Raw genomic sequence first — 15412 nt, forward strand, 5'->3', positions numbered from 1 at the left:
TTGCGTCGACGGGACCGCAAGATCGTCGTAGCGTCGATACGGTGACCGCACCGGAGAACCTCCCCACCACCGCGGGCGAACTGCGCGACGCCGGATATCTGCCGCGCAGCGTCAAGTCCGAGATCCGCGAGAATCTGCTGGCCCTGCTCAGCTCCGGCGGCGACGCGTGGCCCGGCATCGTCGGCTTCGACCGAACCGTCCTGCCGCAACTCGAGCGCGCGCTGCTGGCCGGACACGACGTCGTCCTGCTCGGTGAGCGCGGCCAGGGCAAGACCCGGCTGCTGCGTACGCTGATCGGCCTGCTCGACGAGTGGACGCCCGTCATCGCGGGCGCCGAACTCGGCGAACATCCGCTCGACCCGATCAGTCCGGCCGGACGACGCCTGGCCGCCGAACTCGGCGATGATCTGCCGGTCGCCTGGCGGCACCGCTCCGAGCGCTATGCCGAGAAGCTGGCCACCCCCGACACCTCGGTCGGTGACCTGATCGGTGACGTCGACCCGGTCAAGGTCGCGGAGGGCCGCAGCCTGGGCGATCCGGAGACCATCCACTTCGGGCTCGTCCCGCGCGCGCATCGCGGCATCGTCGCGGTGAACGAGCTGCCCGATCTGGCCGAACGCATCCAGGTCGCGTTGCTGAACGTCATGGAGGAGCGCGATATCCAGGTCCGCGGCTACACGCTGCGCCTGCCGCTGGACGTGCTGCTCGTCGCGACGGCCAATCCGGAGGACTACACCAACCGCGGCCGCATCATCACCCCGCTCAAGGACCGCTTCGGCGCGGAGATCCGCACCCACTACCCGCTCGACGTGGAAGCCGAGGTGGACCTGGTCCGCCAGGAGGCCGAACTGGTCGCGGAGGTCGGCGATCCGCTGATCGAGGTGCTCGCCCGGTTCGTGCGGCAACTGCGCGAATCGCCCGCGATCGACCAGCGTTCGGGTGTGTCGGCGCGCTTCGCCGTCGCCGCGGCCGAAACCGTGGCCGCGGCGGCCCTGCGCCGGTCCGCGATCACCGGGGAGAGCCCCGCGGTCGCGCGTCCGGTCGATCTCGAGTCGGTGCCCGCGGTGTTGCGCGGCAAGCTGGAGTTCGAATCCGGTGAGGAGGGCCGCGAACAGGAACATCTCACCCATCTGATGCGCCGCGCGTTCTCCGAGACCGCCCGCGCCCGCCTGGGCGGGGTGAACCTGCGACCGCTGGCCACGGCGGTCGGCGACGGCAACATGGTCACCACCGGTGAACGCATCCCCGGCAAGGACGTGCTGTCCGCACTGCCGGAACTGCCGGTCCTGCACGAGGTCGCCGAACGCCTCGGCGTCGACCCCACCGAACCGCCCACCCGGATCGCGGCCGCCGTGGAATTCGCCCTCGAGGCGCTGTTCCTGGCCCGGCAGGTCGCCAAGGACACCGACGACGGCATGGCGGTCTACGGTTCGTGACCGCCGTCGAACCCTCTTGTGAGAGACCATGACTGCCCCTGATCGCTACTCCTACGGCCCCTATCACGACGGCCCCGATCCGCTCGCGCCGCCACTGGATCTGCGCGATGCCCTGGATCAGATCGGGCGCGAGGTGATGGAGGGCAGCTCGCCCCGGCGCGCGCTGGAGGAGCTGCTGCGCCGCGGCATGCGCGATATGCGCGGCCTGGACGAGCTGACCCGGCAGGTCTGGCAGCGCCGCGCCGACATCACTCGCCGCAACCGGCTCGACGGCACCCTGCAAGAGGTGCGCAGGCTGCTGGACGAGGCGCTCGACGCCGAACGCCGGGCACTGTTCCCCGATCCCTCCGACGACGCCCGCTTCGCCGAGGCCCAGCTCGACGCGTTGCCGCCGAGCACCGCGGCCGCGGTGGGCGAACTGTCCGAATACGACTGGCGTTCGGAAACCGGCCGGGAGAACTACCAGAAGATCCGCGACATGCTCGGCCAGGAACTGCTCGAATCGCGCTTCCAGGGGATGAAGCAGGCGCTGCAGAGCACCACGCCCGAGGATGTCGAACGCATCAAGCGGATGATGTCCGATCTGAACGATCTGCTGGCCGCGCATGCCCGCGGCGAGGACACCGAACAGCAGTTCGCCGAGTTCATGGCCGAGCACGGCGAATTCTTCCCGGAAAATCCGCGCGATACCGATGAACTCATCGATGCGCTCGCCGCGCGTTCGGCTGCCGCGCAACGCATGCTCAACTCGATGTCCGAACAGCAGCGCGCCGAACTGTCCGACCTGATCGGGCAGGCATTCGGCGATCCGGACGTCGCCGCGCAGGTCGCCGCGCTGGACGCGAATCTGCGGACGTTGCGTCCGGGTGAGGACTGGGAGTCCGCGCAGCGATTCCGCGGACAGGATCCGCTGGGCATGGGCGAGGGCGCGCAGGCCATGCAGGATCTGGCCGAACTCGACGCCCTGGCCGAACAGCTCGGCCAGTCCTATCCGGGTGCGCGGCTCGAGGACATCGATCTCGACGCGCTCACCCGCCAGCTCGGTGACGAGGCTCGCGTCGACGCCCGGCGTCTGGCCGAACTCGAGCGTGAGCTGCGCCGCCAGGGTTTGTTCGAACGCGCGCCGGACGGCTCACTGCGCTTGACGCCCAAGGCATTACGCCGATTGGGTGAAACCGCGTTGCGCGCGGTCGTCGGGCAGCTGCGATCGCGGCGCGGCGAGCGGGACACCGCGCTGGCGGGTGCGGCGGGCGAGCCCACGGGCGCGTCGCGGCTGTGGCGGTTCGGCGACACGGAGCCCTGGGACGTCTCGCGAACCGTGCGCAATGCGGTGCTGCGTTCGGCCTCGGCGGGCAGCCGCACCGTGCGGCTGGACGTCTCCGATGTCGAGATCGTCGAGACCGAACAGCGCTCGCGGGCCGCGGTGGCGTTGTGCGTGGACACCTCCTGGTCGATGGTGCAGGAGGGTCGGTGGGTGCCGATGAAGCGCACCGCGCTGGCGCTGCATCAGCTGATCAGCACCCGATTCCGTTCCGACGCACTGGAAGTGATCACTTTCGGCCGCCACGCGGGATCGGTGGACGTCTCGGAATTGACCGCGCTGGAAGGGGTGTGGGAGCAGGGCACGAATCTGCACCACGCCCTGCTGCTGGCCGCGCGGCATCTGCGCCGGCATCCCGATGCGGTCCCGGTGGTCCTGGTCGTCACCGACGGCGAGCCCACCGCCCATCTGGAATCCGACGGTGAGGCGTACTTCAACTGGCCGCCCCAGCCGCGAACTCTGGCCGTCACCATGACCCAGGTCGACGCCCTGGCCAAACTGGGCGCCTCCATCACGGTCTTCATGCTCGGCGACGAACCTCGCCTGGCCGCCTTCGTCGATCTGGTGGCCCGCCGCAGCGGCGGCCGCGTCATCGCCCCCGACCTCGACGGCCTCGGCGCAGCCGTGGTCAGCGACTACCTGCACGGCCGCCGCCGCTGACCGTCCGCGGGCCTACACCGGGCCCGTGGGACGGGCAAGTGGCACAAAGTCCCGCAGTATCGGGATGATCCGCACCCGTCTGTTCTCGAATGTCATCTCCCAGAGCATCTTTCCGTCTTCGATGTGATCCCGGCGCAAGACTGTTCATCCGCCGGAGGTTTCGGTTGTCCCCTCCGGACATGCCGAGCGAGCTTCCGATTCATCGATCACGAAAAAGCAGGAGGGGTGATCACGATGTCGAATGTGCCTCCGCCGCACGGTGTCCAGTCCCCGGGCCCGTACCGGCAGCCGCCTTACGGCGGGTACCGGCCGCAGCCGCCCAGGAAGCGCCGCACCTGGCCCTGGGTCCTGGGTGCGTTCGTCGTGGTCTTCGTGGTGATCGTCGGCGGCTGCGGCGCGCTGCTCACCAGTGCCACCAACAAGGTCGCCCAGGAAGCCCGGAACGGAACGCCCACCAGTGCCATGGACAGTGCGGCCGCGCCGGGCACGCAGGTCCGCGACGGAAAGTTCGGCTTCACCGTCACCCGGGTCGATCCACCGACGAAAACCGTTGGGACCGACGAAATCACCAAGCGGGACGCACAGGGTGAGTACATTCTCGTCCACGTCGACATCACCAACACCGCGGCTGCGCCCCAGATCTATTTCGCCGACAACCAGAAGCTGATCGACAGCCAGGGCAAGGTCTACAGCGACGATTCGACCGCCGAAGTGAATCTCAACCCGAATCTCGCGACCACGATCAATCCCGGCAACCACATCTCCGTGATTCTGGCCTACGACGTGCCTGCGGGAACGACACCGGCCGTCATGGACTTTCACGATTCGGCGTTCTCCGGTGGCACGAAGGTTGCCCTCAACTGAACGAGCTGTGCGCCGGGAACACCCGGCGCACAGCTCATTCGAACAGATCCAGAGTGGGGTGGGGTTCGCGACCGCGGACCTCGATCGAGCCGAAGACGAGGTCCGGGGGCGGGACCAGGCCCAGATGCTCCCAGGCGGCTGCGGTGGCGACGCGGCCGCGGGGGGTGCGGGCGACCATTCCGGCGCGGACCAGGAAGGGTTCGCACACCTCCTCGACCGTTGCGGCCTCCTCACCGACGGCCACGGCCAACGTCGAAACGCCCACGGGGCCACCGCTGAAGCTGCGGACCAGGGCGCCCAGTACGGCGCGGTCCAGGCGGTCCAGGCCGAGGGCGTCGACGTCGTAGACGGCCAGGGCGGCCTCGGCGATGTCGACGGTGATCACGCCGTCGGCGCGAACCTCGGCGTAGTCGCGCACGCGGCGCAGCAGTCGGTTGGCGATACGCGGGGTGCCGCGCGACCGTCCGGCGATCTCGCTCGCGGCATCCGATTCGAGGCGCACGCCCAGAATCCGCGCCGAACGTTCCAGAATGCTCTGCAGCTCATCGGATTCGTAGAAATCCATATGTCCGGTGAAGCCGAACCGGTCGCGCAGCGGACCGGTCAGCGCACCCGAACGCGTGGTCGCGCCGACGAGCGTGAACGGCGCGATATCCAGCGGGATCGAGGTCGCCCCGGGGCCCTTGCCGACCACGATGTCCACCCGGAAATCCTCCATCGCCAGATAGAGCATCTCCTCCGCCGGGCGGGCCATGCGGTGGATCTCATCGATGAACAGCACATCGCCCTCGACCAGATTGCTCAGCATCGCGGCCAGATCACCGGCCCGCTCGAGCGCCGGACCGGAGGTGATGCGCAGCGCCGAGCCGAGTTCCCCGGCGATGATCATCGCCATACTGGTCTTGCCCAGTCCGGGCGGACCGGACAACAGCACATGGTCGGGCGTGCCGCCGCGCAGTTTCGCGCCGCGCAACACCAGCGCCAGCTGTTCCCGCACCCGGGGCTGACCGATGAAGTCATCCAGGGATTTGGGCCGCAGACTCGCCTCGACATCACCGTCCGAGCTGAGATAGCTTGCGGTGACCGGAGATTGCTCCTCGTCCTCGAACTCCTCGCTCATCCGCCGCTACCGGTTCTTCCCGAGCATGCCCAGCGCCGCGCGCAACGTCTTCGAGGTGTCCAGCCCCGGATCCTCGGCCAGGACGGTGTCCACCGCCGGTTCGGCCTGTTTGAGTCCGAACCCGAGTCCGACGAGGGCCTCGATCACCTGATCTCGCACCGGCGTGACCACCGGAACGGGCGTCACCCCGGGCGGACCCGACTGCACCGGAACCAGATTCACCTTGTCGCGCAGCTCGACCACCATGCGCTCGGCCCCGCGCTTGCCGATACCCGGCACGCGGGTCAGCGCGGCCACATTGCTCTCGGCCAGGGCCTTGCGCAGCGCTTCGGGTTCGAGCACCGCCAGCACTGCCATCGCCAACCGGGGCCCCACGCCGGAGACGGTCTGCAACAGACCGAACAGATCCCGTGCCTCGGTGTCGGCGAAGCCGAACAGGGTCATCGAATCCTCGCGCACGATCATCGCGGTGAACAGCCGCGATTCCTCGCCGCGCGTCAGCGTGGACAGCGTCGCGGGTGTGGCATTGAGCCGGTAGCCGACCCCGGCGGCCTCGATCACCACATGGTCGAGGCCGATCTCGAGCACCTCTCCGCGTACCGACGCGATCACCGGTTCACCGCCTTCCGTTGCCGGGCAAGTCGTTCCGCATATCTGCGCCGCTGTTCTTCGGCCATGGCCTCCGCCTTGGCCATCCGCTCCTGCATCGGCGCCCGCCAACAATGACAGATCGCCAGGGCGAGCGCATCGGCGGCATCCGCCGGTTTCGGCGCGGTCGCCAACCCGAGAATCCTGGTCACCATCACGGTCACCTGCGCTTTGTCGGCGGACCCGTTACCGGTGACCGCCGCCTTCACCTGACTCGGCGTGTGGAATGCCACCGGGATGCCGCGCCGCGCCGCGGCCAGCGCGATCACGCCACCGGCCTGCGCGGTGCCCATCGCGGTGCGCACATTGTGCTGGGAGAACACCCGCTCGATCGCGACCGCCTCGGGCCGGTGCGTATCCATCCACTGCTCGGCCGCATCGGAAACCGCCAGCAACCGATGTGCGAGGTCCATCTCCGGCGGCGTCCGCACCACATCCACCCCGACGGCGCTCACCTGCCGCCCCAACCCGCCGTCGACGACACTCAGACCACACCGGGTGAGCCCGGGGTCCACACCCATCACCCGCACGTAAGCACCCCTACCCGATTCGCGAACAGTTGTTCGAAGTGTAGAGGACGCGCGGCAACCGCCCCGATACCGACACGGACCCGGGCCCCGGACCTGATCGGGGACGATTCCTCCGAGTTCGCCACGGTCCAGCTGTAGCAGAGACCACCGACGTATTCCCGCGAAAGCGTTCAGACCAGCGCTTTCTCGAATGTCGTGTACCCGTCGGGCGTGAACAGCACGAAGCTGACCCGCCGCACGTCCGTATGCGCCGAACGCACTGTCGCGATCGCGATTCGGGCGCCGTCGTCCATCGGCCAGCCGAAGATTCCGGTGGATATCGCCGGGAAGGCCACCGTCTCCGCGCCCAGTTCGTCGGCGACGGCGAGCGATTCGCGATAGCAGGAGGCGAGCAACTCCGAACGATCGTCGCGGGCCGACCACACCGGGCCGACGGTATGAATCACCCAGCGCGCGGGCAGATTTCCGGCGGTGGTGGCCACCGCGGCGCCGGTCGGCAGCCCTTTGCCGTAGCGGGACGCGCGCAGATCCCGACATTCCGCGAGGATGGCCGGACCGCCCTTGCGATGGATCGCGCCGTCCACTCCCCCGCCGCCGAGCAGGGCGGAGTTCGCCGCGTTCACCACCGCGTCGACGGCCTGTTCGGTGATGTCGCCCTGCACCAGTACGAGTTCGACCATGCCGCCATTGTGCTCCGCCGCACATCCGGCCGGAGCGGTGCCGGAGAGAACCGGACGGTCGCATACGGTACGAGCATGGCCTGGATACTGTTGATCGTCTCGGGATTCATGGAGACCGCATGGGCGATCTCGCTGGAGAAGTCCGAGGGATTCAGCAGACTGTGGCCCAGCATCGGCTTCCTGGTTGCCCTGGCGCTGAGCATGGCGGGGCTCGGATACGCGTTGCGCACGATTCCCGTCGGCACCGGTTACGCGGTCTGGGTCGGCATCGGCGCGGTCGGCACGGCGCTGGTCGGCATGCTCTGGCTGGGTGAATCCGCCGCCGTGAGCCGTATCGTCTGCCTACTGCTGATCGTCGCGGGAGTGGTGGGGCTCAAGGCATTTCACTGACACACCGCGACGCCGGACGTACCGTGGCTCGCACCGGCCGCCGGTGCGAGCCACGAAAGTCTCAGCAGTACTGGCAGATTCCGGTGGCCGGCAGCTGAATGAAGCACTGCTGGCACACCGCCGGAGCCGCCACGGGATCGGGCTCCGGCTCGGCCGGACGCGCGGCGACCGTGCGCCGCCGGGCCGCGACCTTCGGCGTCAGCGGCGGCACGCCACCGTCTGCCGGAATCTCCGCACCGTAGGTCTGGTAGCACTGCCAACGCGCGTATGCCGCATGCAGTTCCAGATCCTCCGGCGTCGGCAGCCCGGCAAGTTCGAGGACGTATTTGTAGCTGTCGCCGACGGTGTGGTTGGCTCGCACGCACAATGCGGTCAGCGGGGGTTCTCCCGCGCTGTGGCAGCGGCGCGCGACCTTACGCAGAATCGCGTCCATCCACGTGCGGGTCGGGGCGTCGGTACGCACGCCCGACATCTCCTGCACCCGATCGGCCAACTCTTCGACGGTCACGAAATGTCCATAGCCGGTAGCGGTTTCGGCGAGGACCTCATGGGCGGCCAGCGCCCATGCGACGGCGGCGTCACGGAACGACACGGCCGTGTCGTCGCCCGCGCGCCATGCTCCTGAAATTGTGGTGGCGGCAGTTTTCATAGCCCTGTAAAAGTAACCCTCGGGCCTCGTCCGCCGAGCACCGACCCACCTTTTCGGCGACATAGTAGTCGGCGATTCACTCCTGCCCGGCAAGATCGGCCAGTGTGGCCCGCGCCCCCTTGGTGTGCAGCGATTCCAGAGCGGCCAGATAGGGGCGCACGAACCGTGGCTCGTCGATCAGATCGCCGAATACCGAACGGTCGCACAGGAATGCGGTCGGGTCGGTGCGCTGCCGCTGCGCCAGCGGCACCAGCCGATCGCGCAGCCGATCCACCACCTCGATGGGCTCTCCCTGCTCGTCGACCCCCTCGGCGTAGCGGGCCCAGCTCGCTACGATGGCCGCGGCGCAGTCGATCTCACCGCCCGCCGCCAGCCGCTCCCGGATGACCGGCAGCACCCACTTCGGAATCCGGTCCGAGGATTCGGCGCACAACCGGGCGATGGTGTCACCGATCGCCGGATTCCCGAAACGTTCGATCAGGGTGCGTTTGTAGCTGTCCAGATCGACGCCCGGAACCGGGCGCAACGTCGGCGTGGCCTCGAAATCCATGTACCGCATGAGGAATCGGTCGAACAGCGGATCCCGCGCGGCATCGTGGACCATCCGGTAGCCGCACAGGTGCCCGAAGTAGGCGATACCCTGGTGACCGGCGTTGAGCAGGCGCAGTTTCATCAGTTCGTACGGGGTGACGTCCTCGACCACCTGCACGCCGACCTCCTCGTAGGCCGGACGGCCGAGGGTGAAGGAATCCTCGAGCACCCACTGCGTGAACGGCTCGGTGATCACCGGCCACCAGTCCGTGATTCCGGTGCGGCGCAAAACCTCCGCCTCGGCCTCCGGCGGCGTGACCGGTGTGATCCGGTCCACCATCGAATTGGGGAAGCGCACCTCCCGGTCGATCCACTCGCCCAGGTCCGCGTCGCGCAAGCGCGCGAACGTGCCGAACACCCGCCGCGCCACCTCGCCGTTGCCCTGGATGTTGTCGCAGGACATCACCGTGAAGGGCGCGATGCCCGCCGCCCGCCGCCGTGCGAGCGCCTCGACCACGAGGCCGAATACCGTGCGCGGCACCGCATCCGGCGCCAGATCCGCCGCGACGGACGGCTCGGCGGCGTCGAATTCGCCTGTGGTCGCGTCGATTCCGTAACCGCCCTCGGTGATCGTGAGCGAGATGATGCGCGTCGCCGGATCGGCCAGTTTCGCCAGCACCGCCTCCGGATCGTCCGGGGCGTAGAGATATTCGATGATCGAGCCGATCACCCGGGTTTCCCAGACGCCGTCGGCGCCCACGACCGAGAGTGTGTACCGCCCGTCCTGCGCGGCGAGCACATCGCGCATGCGGCGATCACCCGGCAGGACGCCGACGCCGCAGATGGCCCACTCCTTCGATCCACCCTGCGCGAGTAGCCGGTCGATGTACATCGCCTGGTGCGCACGATGGAATCCGCCGACTCCGAAGTGCACGATGCCGGCCGTCAGCCCGCTGCGGTCATAGGTCGATGACGAAAGTGTTGTGTGCGTCACATGCCCGATGGTACCGTGTTCCGAGCAATAGATCACCCCGTGAGCAGATGATCATTCGATGAGGAGCACCGTGGCCCCCGAACCCCGGCCCAGCAATCCGGAGGACGTCCGGATGGCGCTGCGTGCCGCGCGGCTCTACCACTTCGAGGGCGCCACGCAGGCCGAAATCGCTGCCGTACTGGGTGTTTCACGCCCGACCGCCGGGCGGCTCATCGCCCGAGCCCGCGCCCAGGGTCTGGTCCGCATCGAGATCGTGGTCCCGGACGAGCTGCGCGCCACGGTGCACACCGATCTGGAGCGCGAGCTCGAGGCGGCCTACGGGCTCACCGAGGCGGTGGTACTCGGCGAAGCGCCCGACGACTCCCCCGCGAGCCTGGCCCCGCTGGCCCGAGCCGCGGTCTCGGTCCTCGGACGACGGCTGCGGCCGCAGGCCACCCTCGGATTCACCTGGGGTCCGGAAACCATCGCCGTGGCCACCGAACTCGGACCGCATTCGGCGCGCTGCGCCACCGTCGTCCAGCTCGACGGTTCGCTGACCTCCTCGGACTACCAGACCGGCGTCGAATTCACCCTCGGTCGCTGCGCCACCCAACTACAGGCCGCCCCGGTCCGGTTGCACGCACCGCTGTACGCCGATGCCGCGACGGTGACCGCGCTGGAACAGGATTCGGTCCTGGGCCTCGCCATCGCGCTGGGCCGCGACGCCGAGGTGATGATGTTCGGCGTCGGCACGGTCTCCACCGCGACCACCCTGTTCGAGGGCAGCTATCTGGACACCGCCCTACTCGACGAGCTGCGCGGCCTCGGCGCCGTCGGCGAGATCGGCGGCCGGTTCTTCCGCGCCGACGGCACCGATCTGCCCGGATCCCTTGCCGCGCGCACGGTCTCGGTCGGTCTCGACGCGATCCGCGCCTGCGGATGCACGGTGCTGATCTCCGGCGGCGAGTCCAAACACCAGGCCGTCCTCGGCGCGTTGCGCGGCGGTCTGGCCACGATCCTGGTCACCGACATCGAGTGCGCGCGGTGGCTGCTGGAAAAGAAGGAGGGCGCAGGCCCATGACAACGCCCATGAACAAGAACGGCCCCGGCCGCACCAGGCGACGCGCGAAAGGTCTGGCAGCACTGGCACTCTCGGCGGTGCTGGCGCTGAGCGGCTGCGCGGGCGCGGGCTCGTTCACCTCCGGCGGCGGCCGCACGGTCACCATCGCGATGGTCTCCAATTCGCAGATGCAGGACGCGATCAAGCTCTCCGGCGAATTCGAGCGCGCCAATCCCGGCATCAAGCTCAAATTCGTCTCGCTGTCGGAGAACGAAGCGCGCGCCAAGATCACCTCCTCGGTCGCCACCGGCGGCGGCGAATTCGACGTGGTGATGGTCAGCAACTACGAGACGCCGCAGTGGGCCGCGGACGGCTGGCTGACCAACCTCGCCCCCTACCAGGCGAAAACCCCCGGCTACGACGCGGCCGACTTCATCTCCTCCTTGCGAAACTCCCTGTCCTACAAGGGCGATATGTACTCGGTGCCGTTCTACGGCGAGTCCTCGTTCCTGATGTATCGCAAGGATCTGTTCCAGCAGGCCGGTCTGACCATGCCCGATCAGCCCACCTGGGATCAGGTGGCGCAGTTCGCCGGCAAACTGGACGATCCGGCACACGGGCATTCCGGGATCTGCCTGCGCGGCGACCCGGGCTGGGGTGAGACCCTCGCCCCGCTGGACACCGTGATCAACACCTTCGGCGGACGCTGGTTCGACGAGAACTGGCACGCCCAGCTCACCAGCCCGCAGGTGGTGAAGGCGGTGAACTTCTACGTCGACCTGGTCCGCAAATACGGCGAACCCGGCGCGGCGACAAGCGGTTTCAGCGAATGCGCGACACAGTTGTCCCAGGGCGACACCGCCATGTGGTACGACGCCACCTCCGCGGTCGGCGTGCTCGAGGATCCCTCGGCGAGCAAGGTGGTCGGCAAGATCGGCTACGTGCTGGCTCCGGTCGCGCAGAAACCGAACTCCGGCTGGCTGTACACCTGGTCGCTGGGCATTCCCAAGACCAGCCACAATCCCGATGCCGCATGGAAATTCATCTCCTGGATGACGAGTAAGGAGTACATCCAGCACGTCGGTGAGAAGCTGGGCTGGTCGCACGTGCCGCCGGGTAGTCGCAACTCCACCTACCAGATCCCGGAGTACGCCGAGGCCGCCAAGGCGTACGGTCCGGTCACCCTGCAGGCGATGTCGACCGCGGATCCGGAACATCCCACGGTGCAACCGGTTCCGTACACCGGCGTCCAGTTCCTTGCCATTCCGGAGTTCCAGGATCTGGGTACCCGGGTGAGCCAGCAGATCAGTGCGGCGATCGCCGGGCGGGAGAGCGTGCAGACCGCACTCGAGCAATCCCAGGAGTATGCCGAGACAGTCGGCAGGTCGTATCGAGGGAATCAGTAGCCATGTCCGTAACCACCACGGCCCCCGCGGCCACCCCACCGTCGGAGATCGTCCGACGCGCCCAGAGCGTCTCCCGTGCCGAGGGCTGGCGCAAGCGCGGTCCGCTGCTGCCCGCCCTGATCTTCATGATCGTGGTCACGCAGATCCCGTTCGTGTTCACCCTGTATTACTCGACGCAGTCCTGGAACCTGGTCCGGCCCGGTTCACGGCATTTCGTCGGGCTGGGCAACTACGCGGATGTGTTCCGGGACAACCAGTTCTGGTCGGTCACGCTCAATACGATCATCCTGATCGTCGGCACCGTGATCGTCTCGGTGGTCCTGGGCCTGCTGCTGGCGCTGCTGCTCGATCGCACCTTCCTCGGCCGCGGCGTGGTGCGCACCCTGCTGATCACGCCGTTCCTGGTCACACCGGTCGCCGCCGCGTTGATCTGGAAGACCACCATGCTCGATCCGGTGTTCGGCCTGGTCAACTTCATCCTCAAACCGTTCGGGGTCGGTCAGACCGACTGGGTGAGCAAATTCCCGTTGCCCGCGGTGATGGCCGACATGGTCTGGCAGTGGACGCCGTTCATGATGCTGTTGATCCTCGCGGGCCTGCAGTCCATGCCGCGCGACATCACCGAGGCCGCGCGAGTGGACGGGGCGAATTCGTTCCAGGTGTTCCGCGAACTCACCCTGCCGCATCTGCGCCGCTTCATCGAACTGGGTACCGTGCTCGGCGCGATCTACCTGGTCAACACATTCGACTCGGTGTACATGATGACCCAGGGCGGGCCCGGCATCGCCAGCTCCAACCTGCCGTTCTACATCTATCAGCGCGCCTTCCTGGGCTTCGACATCGGCCAAGCCGCGGCCATGGGCGTGGTCACCGTCATCGGCACGACGGTCATCGCGACGTTCGCGCTGCGATTGCTGTTCACCTCGTTCACCGGCAAGGAGGAGACGGCATGACCACGACGACCGCTCCCGCGACCACATCATCCGCGACGCAACAGGTTCCGGTGCGCCGCCGCCGCAATCGGGCCGGTATCGGCTGGGGCATTCTGGCCTGGGTCGTCGGTATCGGGATGTTCTTCCCGGTGCTGTGGATGGTGCTCACGGCGTTCAAGCAGGAGGGCGACGCCTACACCAACACCCCCAAGCTGTTCTTCGTCCCCACGCTGGACCAGTTCTCGGCGGTGTTCTCCAGCGGTGTCGGCACGCCGCTGCTCAACTCCGCCTTCGCCACCATCGTCTCGGCGATTCTGGTTCTGGTACTGGGCATTCCGGCGGCGTTCGCGCTCTCGCTGCGCCCGATCACGCGCACCCGTGATGCGCTGATGTTCTTCATCGGCACGAAGATGCTGCCCATCGTGGCCGCGATCATCCCGCTGTACGTGATCGTCGGCGATCTGGGCATGCTGGACAACATCTGGACGCTGGTCATCCTCTACACCGCGATGAATCTGCCGATCGCGGTGTGGATGATGCGGTCGTTCTTCCTGGAGGTCCCGGGCGAACTGCTCGAGGCGGCCAGTATGGACGGTGCGAGCCTGTGGACCGCGATGCGCGAGGTGATCCTGCCACTGGTCTCCCCCGGTATCGCCGCCACCGCGCTGATCTGCGTGATCTTCTCCTGGAACGAATTCTTCTTCGCGGTCAACCTGACCGCCGTGCAGGCCCAGACCATGCCGGTGTTCCTGGTCGGTTTCATCACCGGCGAGGGCCTGTACTGGGCCCGGCTGTCCGCCGCGGCGACCCTGGCCGCCCTGCCCGTCGTCCTGGCCGGTTGGTTCGCGCAGAACAAGCTGGTGCGCGGGCTGTCCTTCGGCGCCATCAAATAAGAGCTCGAGTGAGGTAAACGACAATGGCCACCATTCAATACGACAGGGCCTCGTGCGTGTACGCGGGCGCCGAGACGCTCGCGGTCGACTCGCTCGACCTGGACATCGCCGACGGCGAGTTCATCGTCCTGGTCGGACCCTCGGGTTCGGGCAAGTCGACCGCGCTGCGCATGCTCGCCGGACTCGAGGAGATCGACGGCGGCACCATCCGCATCGACGGTCAGGACATGGTCGGTGTCCCGTCCAAGGACCGCGATATCGCCATGGTGTTCCAGAACTACGCGCTGTACCCGAACAAAACCGTCGGCGAGAACATGGGTTTCGCGCTCAAGATGATGAAGGTCCCGCTGGCCGAGCGCAAGCGCCGGGTCGCCGATGCCGCCGAATTGCTCGGGCTCACACCGTATCTGGATCGCAAGCCGGCCAAACTGTCCGGCGGTCAGCGCCAGCGCGTCGCGATGGGCCGCGCCATCGTGCGCGAGCCGCGCGTGTTCTGCATGGATGAGCCGCTGAGCAATCTGGACGCCAAACTGCGCGTGCAGACCCGCACCCAGATCGCGGCGCTGCAGCGTCGCCTCGGCACGACCACGGTCTACGTCACCCACGATCAGGTGGAGGCGATGACGATGGGTGACCGGGTCGCGGTGCTGCGCGACGGCCAGTTGCAGCAGTTCAGCACCCCCGCCACGCTGTACGACCACCCGGCCAACGCGTTCGTCGCCGGATTCATCGGCTCACCCTCGATGAATCTGTGCACCGTGCCGCTGACCGAGGGCGGGGTCGACATCGCCGGGACCACGGTGGAACTGCCGCGCGAACGGATGACCCGCCTCGGCGAAGCGAAGCTGGATTCGGTCACCCTCGGCATCCGTCCCGAACATCTCGAATTGCGCCGCGACGGAACGGGTTTCACCGCCACGGTCGAACTGGTCGAGGAACTCGGCAGCGAGTCGTACGTCTACACCCGGATCCCCGGCGACCCGGTCTCCGGACTCGAGGGCACTCCGGTCACCTTCGTGGCCCGCTCCCCCCAGCGCGCCCCGGCCCGCCTCGCCGAATCGATCGCCCTGCACATCACCGATCCCGCCGCGGTCCACCTGTTCCACCCCGAAACCGGTGACCGCATCGGCGACTGACCGCATCCGCTCGAACGCCGCCCCGCATCGTGTCGCCCGTGAATATGCGGCCGGTGCGGGGCGACGCCCGTCTGCCCTGATCAGGCTCGTGATCAGGGCATCCTCGTCGGCGATGGCCGACGAAGCGGAGATTCCGTCCGCTCCGTTCACTCCACTCGTAGGCCCCTCACAGCAAACCTCGAG

General features: G+C 67.8%; 15 protein-coding genes. 9 read left to right on the forward strand and 6 right to left on the reverse strand.

Annotation, left to right across the window (positions count from 1 at the left end):
* The first annotated feature begins 41 nt into the window (after nucleotides 1-41).
* The 3 genes from ON40_RS19935 (at nucleotide 42) to ON40_RS19945 (ending at nucleotide 4281) form a co-directional block, all read left to right on the forward strand.
* On the forward strand, nucleotides 42-1436 hold the full coding sequence (locus ON40_RS19935) for an ATP-binding protein (RefSeq protein WP_040825067.1): 1395 nt from the start codon (nucleotides 42-44) through the stop codon (nucleotides 1434-1436).
* Nucleotides 1437-1464: 28 nt separating this feature from the next.
* A complete protein-coding gene (locus ON40_RS19940) occupies nucleotides 1465-3417 on the forward strand; it encodes a vWA domain-containing protein (RefSeq protein ID WP_040825069.1) in 1953 nt (650 codons plus the stop codon).
* 234 nt (nucleotides 3418-3651) lie between these two features.
* On the forward strand, nucleotides 3652-4281 hold the full coding sequence (locus tag ON40_RS19945) for a DUF4352 domain-containing protein (protein WP_083895799.1): 630 nt from the start codon (nucleotides 3652-3654) through the stop codon (nucleotides 4279-4281).
* A gap of 34 nt (nucleotides 4282-4315) precedes the next feature.
* On the opposite strand, the gene ruvB is transcribed toward ON40_RS19945, so the two are convergent.
* From ruvB to ON40_RS19965, 4 genes are all read right to left on the reverse strand, one after another.
* Entirely contained in the window at nucleotides 4316-5401 is a 1086-nt protein-coding gene (gene ruvB / locus ON40_RS19950) for a Holliday junction branch migration DNA helicase RuvB (protein ID WP_040825071.1), read from the reverse strand.
* Nucleotides 5402-5407: 6 nt separating this feature from the next.
* On the reverse strand, nucleotides 5408-6013 hold the full coding sequence (gene ruvA, locus ON40_RS19955) for a Holliday junction branch migration protein RuvA (protein WP_040825073.1): 606 nt from the start codon (nucleotides 6011-6013) through the stop codon (nucleotides 5408-5410).
* Nucleotides 6010-6579 (reverse strand): crossover junction endodeoxyribonuclease RuvC, encoded by a 570-nt coding sequence (ruvC, locus tag ON40_RS19960; RefSeq protein ID WP_040825074.1) that lies wholly within the window; start codon nucleotides 6577-6579, stop codon nucleotides 6010-6012. Before ruvC ends, ruvA begins: the two co-directional genes overlap by 4 nt.
* 170 nt (nucleotides 6580-6749) lie before the next feature.
* Nucleotides 6750-7259 (reverse strand): O-acetyl-ADP-ribose deacetylase, encoded by a 510-nt coding sequence (locus ON40_RS19965; RefSeq protein WP_040825076.1) that lies wholly within the window; start codon nucleotides 7257-7259, stop codon nucleotides 6750-6752.
* Nucleotides 7260-7334: 75 nt separating this feature from the next.
* Here ON40_RS19965 and ON40_RS19970 point away from each other — a divergent pair, with 75 nt between their 5' ends.
* Nucleotides 7335-7649 (forward strand): DMT family transporter, encoded by a 315-nt coding sequence (locus ON40_RS19970; RefSeq protein ID WP_040825188.1) that lies wholly within the window; start codon nucleotides 7335-7337, stop codon nucleotides 7647-7649.
* Between the two features lie 61 nt (nucleotides 7650-7710).
* On the opposite strand, the gene ON40_RS19975 is transcribed toward ON40_RS19970, so the two are convergent.
* A complete protein-coding gene (locus ON40_RS19975) occupies nucleotides 7711-8298 on the reverse strand; it encodes a hypothetical protein (protein ID WP_245567905.1) in 588 nt (195 codons plus the stop codon).
* A gap of 76 nt (nucleotides 8299-8374) precedes the next feature.
* A complete protein-coding gene (locus tag ON40_RS19980) occupies nucleotides 8375-9832 on the reverse strand; it encodes a mannitol dehydrogenase family protein (protein ID WP_051193345.1) in 1458 nt (485 codons plus the stop codon).
* A gap of 49 nt (nucleotides 9833-9881) precedes the next feature.
* Between ON40_RS19980 and ON40_RS19985 the strand changes: the two genes are divergently transcribed.
* From ON40_RS19985 to ON40_RS20005, 5 genes are read left to right on the forward strand one after another with little or no spacing between them, the layout of a single operon-like run.
* Nucleotides 9882-10883, forward strand: a complete 1002-nt coding sequence (locus tag ON40_RS19985; RefSeq protein ID WP_040825077.1) for a sugar-binding transcriptional regulator — start codon at nucleotides 9882-9884, stop codon at nucleotides 10881-10883.
* Entirely contained in the window at nucleotides 10880-12268 is a 1389-nt protein-coding gene (locus tag ON40_RS19990; protein WP_245567906.1) for an ABC transporter substrate-binding protein, read from the forward strand. Before ON40_RS19985 ends, ON40_RS19990 begins: the two co-directional genes overlap by 4 nt.
* 2 nt (nucleotides 12269-12270) lie before the next feature.
* The gene (locus ON40_RS19995; RefSeq protein ID WP_040825078.1) at nucleotides 12271-13221 is read left to right on the forward strand and encodes a carbohydrate ABC transporter permease; all 951 of its coding nucleotides are present in this window, start codon (nucleotides 12271-12273) and stop codon (nucleotides 13219-13221) included.
* A complete protein-coding gene (locus ON40_RS20000; RefSeq protein ID WP_040825080.1) occupies nucleotides 13218-14093 on the forward strand; it encodes a carbohydrate ABC transporter permease in 876 nt (291 codons plus the stop codon). The genes ON40_RS19995 and ON40_RS20000 overlap by 4 nt, the downstream gene beginning before the upstream one ends.
* Nucleotides 14094-14116: 23 nt before the next feature.
* A complete protein-coding gene (locus ON40_RS20005; protein ID WP_040825082.1) occupies nucleotides 14117-15229 on the forward strand; it encodes an ABC transporter ATP-binding protein in 1113 nt (370 codons plus the stop codon).
* The last annotated feature ends 183 nt before the right edge of the window (nucleotides 15230-15412 follow it).

Origin of the sequence: Nocardia jiangxiensis NBRC 101359, from assembly GCF_000308615.1 — a bacterium.
Classification (GTDB): Bacteria; Actinomycetota; Actinomycetes; order Mycobacteriales; family Mycobacteriaceae; genus Nocardia; species Nocardia jiangxiensis.